The sequence below is a fragment of the Streptomyces sp. NPDC001634 genome (assembly GCF_040298185.1).
Lineage (GTDB): Bacteria > Actinomycetota > Actinomycetes > Streptomycetales > Streptomycetaceae > Streptomyces.
On the sequence record NZ_JBEOZU010000079.1, the window covers coordinates 36,153 to 43,788 of the forward strand.

Consider the following 7,636-nt stretch of genomic DNA (forward strand, 5'->3'; position numbering starts at 1 on the left):
CGCTCACCAGGTGTCGACGAAGGCGCGGCGCGGCTCGTCGCCGGGCCCCTCCCACCCTTCCAGCGCCGCCCGTATCCACCCTCGCGACGTCGCCGGATCGATCACCGCGTCGATTTCGAGCGCCGCCGCCGCATTGACGGCCTTGCCGTGCTCGTACATTTCGGCGACCCGCGCCTCGAACGCGCGTGCCCGCTCCGCCGGGTCCGGGATCGCCTCGAGCTCCTTGCGGAAGCCGAGGCGGACCGCGCCCTCCAGGCCCATACCGCCGAACTCGCCCGTGGGCCAGGCGGCGGTGGCCAGTGGGGCGCGGGTGGATCCGCCCATCATGGCCATCGCGCCCAGGCCGTACGCCTTTCTGAGGACCAGGCTTACCAGGGGCACCCGCAGGTTGGCGCCCGTGACGAAGAGGCGGGCGAAGTGCCGTACCGTCGCGGTCCGTTCGGCGTCCGGGCCCACCATGAATCCGGGTGTGTCGCAGAGCGAGACGACCGGCAGACCGAAGGCGTCGCACAGTTGCAGGAAGCGGGCCGCCTTGTCCGCGGCATCGCGGTCGACGGCCCCGCCCAGATGTGCCGGATTGTTCGCGATCAGACCCATCGGGCGGCCCTCGATCCGCAGCAGGCACGTCAGCACGCCCACTCCGAAGGCCCGTCGCAGCTCCAGCAGCGAGCCGGTGTCCGCGAGCGCCCCGATCACGGTGCGCACGTCGTACGCCCGTCGGCGGTTCTCGGGAACGGCGTGCCGCAGCAGCCGCTGGTCCGGTGCCTCCCAGGTCGTCCGCGGTCCCCGGAAGTACGACAGGTAGCGTCGTGCCACCTCGACCGCCTCCGCGTCGTCCGCCGCCTCGATGTCCACCACCCCGCCCGGGGCCTGGACCGACAGTGGCCCCACCTCCTCGGGCCGGTACACACCGAGCCCGCCGCCCTCGATCATCGCGGGGCCGCCCATGCCGATCGTGGCGTCGGGCGTGGCGATCACCACGTCGCAACAGCCGAGGAGGGCCGCGTTGCCCGCGAAGCAGCGCCCCGAGGCGATGCCGACCAGCGGGACGAGGCCGCTGAGGCGGCCCATCCGGTGGAACGTGGTCACGTCCAGGCCCGCGACGGACGTGGTGTCCGTGTCACCGGGGCGGCCCCCGCCGCCCTCCGCGAACAGCACCACCGGCAGCCGTCGCTCCTCGGCGATCTGCAGCATCCGGTCGGTCTTGCGGTGGTTCTGCAGCCCCTGGGTGCCCGCCAGAACTGTGTAGTCGTACGACATCGCCACGCACGGCGTGCCGTTGATCCGACCGGTGCCGGTGACCATGCCGTCCGCCGGAGTCGCCCGGATGAGGTCCTCCAGTGAGCGCCGGCGCCGCTGCGCGGCGATCGCGAGGGCGCCGAACTCGGTGAACGACTCCTCGTCGCACAGGTCCTCGATGTTCTCGCGCGCAGTACGCCGGCCGATCCCGTGGCGCTTCGCGACGGCCTCCGGGCGGTGCTCGTCGAGACCGAACGCATGCCGTCGGATCACCTCCGCCAGATCGGGGCGTACGGCGTCCGGATCCACGGGCTCGGCACCGGCGTCCTCGTGCGGAGCTTCGGCGGTCGCGTCCAGCTCGACCAGCGGCCGTCCCTCGCCCACCGTGTCGCCCACGCGCGCGTGCAGAGCGCGTACGACTCCGGCGCCCGGGGCACGTACGACGTGCTCCATCTTCATCGCCTCCAGCACCAGCAACTGCCGGCCCGGGTGCACGTTGTCGCCCGGCGCGATGTCGACCGAGACGACCGTGCCGCTCAACGGCGCGCTCAGCGTGCCGTCCAGCGGCTCGGCCGCCGGGCCCGGTTCGCCGGGCAGCAGCTCCGGCAGATGCTGCTCGACGAAGCCGGTGTGCGCCCAGAACTCCGGGTGCGCCAGCACCGCCCGCAGCAGCGGGATCGACGTCCGTACGCCCTCGATCGCGAACTCGTCGAGTGCTCGCCGGGCCCGGGCGCAGGCCGCCTCCCAGCCACTGTGCGGGACATGCGCCACCACCTTGGCGAGCAGCGGGTCGTAGCGGACTCCCACGGCGGTGCCCGTGCGGGCCGCCGTGTCGACCCGGACGCCCGGCCCGGTCGGCACGTCGAAGCGCGTCAGCCGCCCGGCCGACGGCCTGACCGCGCCGTCTGCCGACGTCACCTCGGCATTGACCCGCGCCTGCACCGCGAAGCCGCGCGGTGGCACAGGCGGCCCCGCGAGACCCAGCGACGCGAGGGACTCGCCCGCCGCCAGGCGCAGTTGGACGGCGACCAGGTCGACACCCGTCACCTCCTCGGTGACCGTGTGCTCCACCTGGAGCCGTGGATTGGCCTCGATGAAGTGGAACTCCTCGCCACGGACCAGGAACTCGAAGGTGCCGAGCCCCGTGCAGCACGTGGCGCGGGCCAGGCGCAGGGCGGCCGTCAGGAGCTTCTCCCGTACGGAGTCCGGGAGTTCGGGCGCCGGTGCGATCTCGACGAGCTTCTGATGGCGGCGCTGGACGCTGCAGTCCCGGTCCCACAGATGCGTGACGGCGCCGCTCGCGTCGCCGACGATCTGCACCTCGATGTGCCGGGCGCCCTCCAGCAGCCGCTCGACGTACAACGCGTCACGTTCGAACGCCTGTCGGGCCTCGGAGCGGCAGCGCTCCCAGGCCTCCGCCAGCTCGTCGGCCGTACGCACCACGCGCATGCCGCGCCCGCCGCCCCCGCCGACAGCTTTGATCATCACTGGACCGTCGCGCAGGAACTCCCGGGCCTCGTCGACGGTCGTGCCGCCACCGGGCAGCACGGGTACCCCGTGGTCCGCGGCGAGCGCACGCGCGCGTGTCTTGTCGCCGAAGAGGGCGAGTGCCTCGGGGGAGGGACCGACGAATGTGATCCCGTCGGCGGAGCAGCGCCGGGCGAACTCCGCGTCCTCGCTGAGGAATCCATAGCCCGGGTGCAGGAACTCGCAGCCGCTGGACCGGGCGGCCGCCACAAGGGCGTCCGCGTCCAGGTAGTCCGTGAGCGGCACGGCCTCGTCGGCGTGCCGGGTGTGCGGATCGTCGTCGTCCGCGTACACCGCGACCGTTCGCATGCCCAGTTCGGCGGCGGTGCGCAGCACGCGGACGGCTATCTCCCCGCGGTTCGCCACAAGGACGGCGGCAGAACCCATGAACCCCTCCCGATCGACTCTCGATCAACTCCCGTTCGAATCCCGGTCGACGGACCCGGTCGACGGACCCGGTCGACGGACCCGGACGACGACCGACGTCGCGCCTACGAGGATGCCGCAGCCGAGCCCACCAGCCAGTCGAATGCCGCCCGAGCCGTGAACTCCGCCTGCCCGCCGCGCACCAGCAGCCCCGCGGTGGCGAACGCCGGGTCGTCGGCCTGCGCGGCGACATACGGGATCGCGATGCACCGCATCCCGGCGGCATGTGCGGCGGCGGAACCCGGAGCGGAGTCCTCCAGGACCACGCAGTCGGCGGGGGAGGTATCGAGGCGGCGAGCGGCCTCCAGGAAGATGTCCGGGGCCGGCTTGCCGTGCGCGACCTCCTGGGCCGAGACGACCGTGGTGAACCAGGACCCCAGGCCAGTGCCTGCCAGAATCGCCTCGATGGCTTCCGACGACGAGCCCGAGGCCACGGCCATCGAGACACCCTCCCCGGCCAGCAGCTCCACGAACTTCCGCATCTCCGGGTAGACCCGGGTGGCGGCGCGGGCCAGCTCCAGATAACGGCGGTTCGTCTCCGCGAGCAGCTCGTCCAACGAGGCCCGGAGGCCGTAGCGCTCCTTCCACCGCTCCAGCGTCTCCTGTGTGCTGATGCCCACGTACCGCTCGTGATCGGCCAAGGTGTAGTCGGTGACGCCCTGCTCGGCGAGAATCTGCCGTCCTGCTTCGAAGTAGTTGGGCTCGCTGTCCACGAGTGTTCCGTCGAGATCGAAGATGACCGCGACGGGGCCGAGAGTGCTCATGGGGTCCAGGATGCCAAGGGCCGGTCATGTGCGGGCGGGCGCGGGCAGTTCTCCGGGTGGGGCGGTCAGGTCGCGGCCGCGCGCCCGATCGACTCCACCAGCGGAAGCAACCGGTGCGGCACGCGTTCGCGCAGCGCCACCTCCGTACGGGTGCGGACGACACCCGGCAGACTGATCAGCGTCTGGATGACGTCCTCCAGATGTTCGTTGTCCCGCGCCACGACCCGGGTCATCAGATCGCCGCCCCCGGTGATCGAGAACGCCTCGACGATCTCCGGTACGGCCGCGAGGGCGTCGCCCACGTCGTCCAGGTGTCCCTGCGTGACCTCGATATGCACGAACGCGAGCACAGGGTGACCGAGCGCGGCCGGGGACAGGGAGGGGCCCATGCCGGTGATCACGCCGTCACGCTCCAGACGGTCCAGCCGGGCCTGCAACGTGCCGCGGGCGATGCCCAGGATGCGTGCGTACTCGCGCACGCTGGTGCGCGGCTGCTCGAGCAGCAGCCGCAGGATGCGGGTGTCCAGCTGGTCCACGGCCATGGTCCGTTGGCCTCCCTGTCACATGGGTGGATCTTCCTCGACTGTACCAATGGCTCAGTGGAGAGCGCGCCGCTTGAGCCACTGCCTTCTTGGTGCTTTTCTTGTGGATATCAATGGCGCCGCGCAGCGCAGGACCGGTGACGAAGCCGGAGTCCGTGCCCGCGGCGCCATTCCCATGTCCTGGCGTTGTGTCGAAATGAAGTGGGGGCGGACGTCCGACGGTGAAGAACCCGACGGTGAAGAAGATGTTCACGGCTCCGGATCCGGGGCTGTTCCGGCTGCGCATCTCGCTGCGCGCGGTGCTCGGCATCGGCCTGGCCGTGGCCCTGTGCGAGCTTGCCGGACTGTCCCTGCCCGCCTCGGTCACGGGCGGACTCTCCGCGCTCCTCGCGCTGTTCACGGTGGCCGACCCGACCGTGCGCGACCAGGCGGGCACCACCGTGCTGCTGCCCGTCGTGGGTCTCCCCGTCCTCGCGCTGGCGACCGCCCTGCACGGGGCGCCGACGGTGCGCGACACGGCCTGGCTCGCGGTGGTCTTCGCCGGCGTGTACGCGCGCCGCTGGGGGCCGCGGGGCCATGCGCTCGGCATCTTCGCGTTCATGACCTTCTTCATCGCCCAGTTCCTGCACGCCGTCCCGGACCTGCTCCCCGAGCTGTACGCGGCCGTGGCGCTGTCGCTCGCCGTCTCCTCCGCGGTGCGGTTCGGCCTGTGGTGTGTCGAGCGCCGCTCGCCGCTGCCCGCCGCACCCGCCCCGCTCGCCGGGCGCGGACTCGACCGGCCGGCCACCCGTCAGGCGTTCCAGGCCACCGCCGCGTGTGCCTTCGCGACCGCTGCGGGCCAGTTGCTGTCGCATGAGCGCTGGTACTGGGCCGTCGGCACCGTCTGGTGGATCTTCGTGAACACCGCCTCGCGCGGCGAGACGCTCATACGCGGATTCCGGCGTGTCGTCGGCACGGTCACCGGCATCGTCGCCGGGCTGCTGATCGCCGTGCCGCTGCACGGCGCCCCCGCACCCACGGCCGCGCTCGTCGCCGTCTGTGTGTTCGGGATCTTCTACACCGCGGCGCTCTCGTACAGCTGGATGATGTTCTTCGTCACCGTCATGGCAGGTCTGCTGTACGGCCTCCTGGGTGTCCTGCATCCGGGGCTGCTCGCTCTGCGCCTCGCGGAGACGGGCGTCGGGGCGCTGGGGGCGGCCCTCGCTGTCGCGCTCGTCCTGCCCATCACCACGCACACGGTCACCGACCAGTGGGTGCGCCGGGCCCTGCACGCGGTGCACGACTGCACCGCCGCCGCGGCACGGCGGCTCGCGGGCGATGCGGAGGCGGACCCTGCGTCCGGTGCGGCGGAGCTCGAAGCGCTGCTGGGGCGCGTACGGCAGGCGGTCGCGCCACTGGTGCATCCGCTGAACCCGATGCGGGCGCGCAAGGCGCGAGCCCGTCAGGTACTCGCCCTGCTCGACGTCTGCGCCCGGGAGACGCGGGGCCTCGTCGCCGTGGCCGCCGACCCCGACGCCTCGCACGACGCCCGTCTCACGGCCGCGTGCCGACGTGTCGAGAGCGCGGTGGAGAGCCTGCTCGGCGCGGTACCGGAACGCGCCCTCACGGCCCATGAGGGCGCCCCGGTCCACCACCCGGGTGCCGAGCAGGCCCTCAGCCACCTCCACGGCCTGGAACGGGCCCTGCTCGCCCTGGCGGCCCCTCTGCGCGGCTCGTCGCCGGCCCGGGCCTGACCACCTTGTTGGTCTAGACCTACTGCTACCGTCGTCCCGGTGAGGTGTCGGCGGGAGGGGACGGCAGTGGCGAACGGCGGCGGGCGGCGGGCATACATCGGCTCGTTCACGGCGGCAGGAGGGCGCGGTGTCCTCACCGCGGCCGTGGATCAGGACAGCGGCGCGCTGACCGTGCTGAGCGCCGTGGACGGGGTTCCCGACCCGTCGTACCTCGCACTGTCCGGGAACGTGCTGTACGCGGTCAGCGAGACGGCCGACGGCGCGGTCGCCGCGTACCGGCTCGACGGCGACAGGCCCGAACTCACCGGTCCGCCCGTCCCCGTCGGTGGCAGCGGACCCACGCATCTGAGCGTCCACGCTGGTCACGTCCTGACCGCCAACTACGGCTCCGGCAGCGTCACCGCCGTGCCCCTGCGCGGCGACGGCGCCCTCACGTCCGCCCCGTCCGGCGTGCTCCCGCACAAGGGCTCGGGGCCGGTTGCAGAGCGGCAGCAGGCACCGCACGCCCATCAGGTGCAACCCGACCCGAGCGGCCGATGGATCGTCAGCGTCGACCTCGGCACGGACTCCGTCCGCGCGTGTGCGCTGGAGGACGGCGTGCCGAGGCTGCAGTGCGAGACGGCGCTGCGCCCCGGGTCCGGGCCGCGCCATCTGGCCTTCCACCCGGACGGGGAGCGTGCGTACGTCGTCAACGAGCTGGCTCCGACCGTCACCGTCTGCCGCTGGGACGCCGAGAGCGGGGTCCTCAAGCCGGTCGCCGAGACGCCCGTGCTGCCGGACGCACCCGTGGGCGACGCCTACCCGTCGGGAATCGTCGTCTCGTCCGACGGACGCTTCGTGTGGACCGCGACACGCGGGCAGGACGTGCTGTCCGTGCTGGCCGTCGAGGGTGACGTGATCGGACGAGTGACCACGGTGCCGTGCGGGGGCGTCTGGCCGCGTGCGATCGCCCTGTCGGAGGGGTTCCTGTACGTCGCCAACGAGCGGTCCGGAGACGTGACCTGGTTCGCGGTGGACCAGGAGACGGGGGTGCCCCGGCACGGCGGCTCGGTGGCGGCACCGGCGGCTTCCTGTGTCGTCTTCGGCTGACCCGGACCCCGACCCGGAAAGGCGAAGGGCCCGCTCCTGGAGAGGAGCGGGCCCTTGGTCGTACAGGTGGGTCCGGCGGGGTTCAGCGGACCGGAGCGCCCTGCGGCTGCTGCGGGGCGATGCCCAGCGCCGTCGTGTACTTGGCGAGCGCCAGCTTGCCGATCGCCGGGTATGCGCCCAGCGCCTCGGCCGCGGCGCAGCCTGCCTCCTTGGCGGCCGCGTCCAGCAGGCCCGCCTCGAGCTCAGGACCGATCAGGTACGGCGCGAGGGCCAGCTGCTGCGAGCCCGAGGTGCGCAGCTGCTCGGCGACCGCCGC

The 7,636-nt window shown here is 72.6% G+C and carries 5 protein-coding genes and 1 pseudogene; 2 read left to right on the forward strand and 4 right to left on the reverse strand.

Features of this window, described 5'->3' with window-relative positions:
• Window positions 1–3: 3 nt before the first annotated feature.
• The 3 genes from ABT186_RS36825 to ABT186_RS36835 form a co-directional block, all read right to left on the reverse strand.
• The gene (locus ABT186_RS36825; RefSeq protein WP_351928820.1) at window positions 4–3,153 is read right to left on the reverse strand and encodes an acetyl-CoA carboxylase family protein; all 3,150 of its coding nucleotides are present in this window, start codon (window positions 3,151–3,153) and stop codon (window positions 4–6) included.
• A gap of 104 nt (window positions 3,154–3,257) precedes the next feature.
• Window positions 3,258–3,956 (reverse strand): HAD family hydrolase, encoded by a 699-nt coding sequence (locus ABT186_RS36830; protein WP_351928822.1) that lies wholly within the window; start codon window positions 3,954–3,956, stop codon window positions 3,258–3,260.
• A gap of 65 nt (window positions 3,957–4,021) precedes the next feature.
• Entirely contained in the window at window positions 4,022–4,498 is a 477-nt protein-coding gene (locus tag ABT186_RS36835) for an Lrp/AsnC family transcriptional regulator (protein WP_351229958.1), read from the reverse strand.
• A 245-nt stretch (window positions 4,499–4,743) separates the two neighbouring features.
• Between ABT186_RS36835 and ABT186_RS36840 the strand changes: the two genes are divergently transcribed.
• A complete protein-coding gene (locus ABT186_RS36840; protein ID WP_351928826.1) occupies window positions 4,744–6,231 on the forward strand; it encodes an FUSC family protein in 1,488 nt (495 codons plus the stop codon).
• Between the two features lie 66 nt (window positions 6,232–6,297).
• Window positions 6,298–7,320 (forward strand): lactonase family protein, encoded by a 1,023-nt coding sequence (locus tag ABT186_RS36845; RefSeq protein WP_351229956.1) that lies wholly within the window; start codon window positions 6,298–6,300, stop codon window positions 7,318–7,320.
• An 82-nt stretch (window positions 7,321–7,402) separates the two neighbouring features.
• Here the strand turns inward: ABT186_RS36845 and ABT186_RS36850 are convergent.
• Window positions 7,403–7,636, reverse strand: a pseudogene (locus tag ABT186_RS36850) (hypothetical protein); the annotation flags it as partial.

Coding starts and splice junctions, on each gene's coding strand:
- ABT186_RS36825 (WP_351928820.1), bottom strand. CDS start 3,153: ATGGGTTCTGCCGCCGTCCTTGTGGCGAACCGCGGGGAGATAGCCGTC.
- ABT186_RS36830 (WP_351928822.1), bottom strand. CDS start 3,956: ATGAGCACTCTCGGCCCCGTCGCGGTCATCTTCGATCTCGACGGAACA.
- ABT186_RS36835 (WP_351229958.1), bottom strand. CDS start 4,498: ATGGCCGTGGACCAGCTGGACACCCGCATCCTGCGGCTGCTGCTCGAG.
- ABT186_RS36840 (WP_351928826.1), top strand. CDS start 4,744: ATGTTCACGGCTCCGGATCCGGGGCTGTTCCGGCTGCGCATCTCGCTG.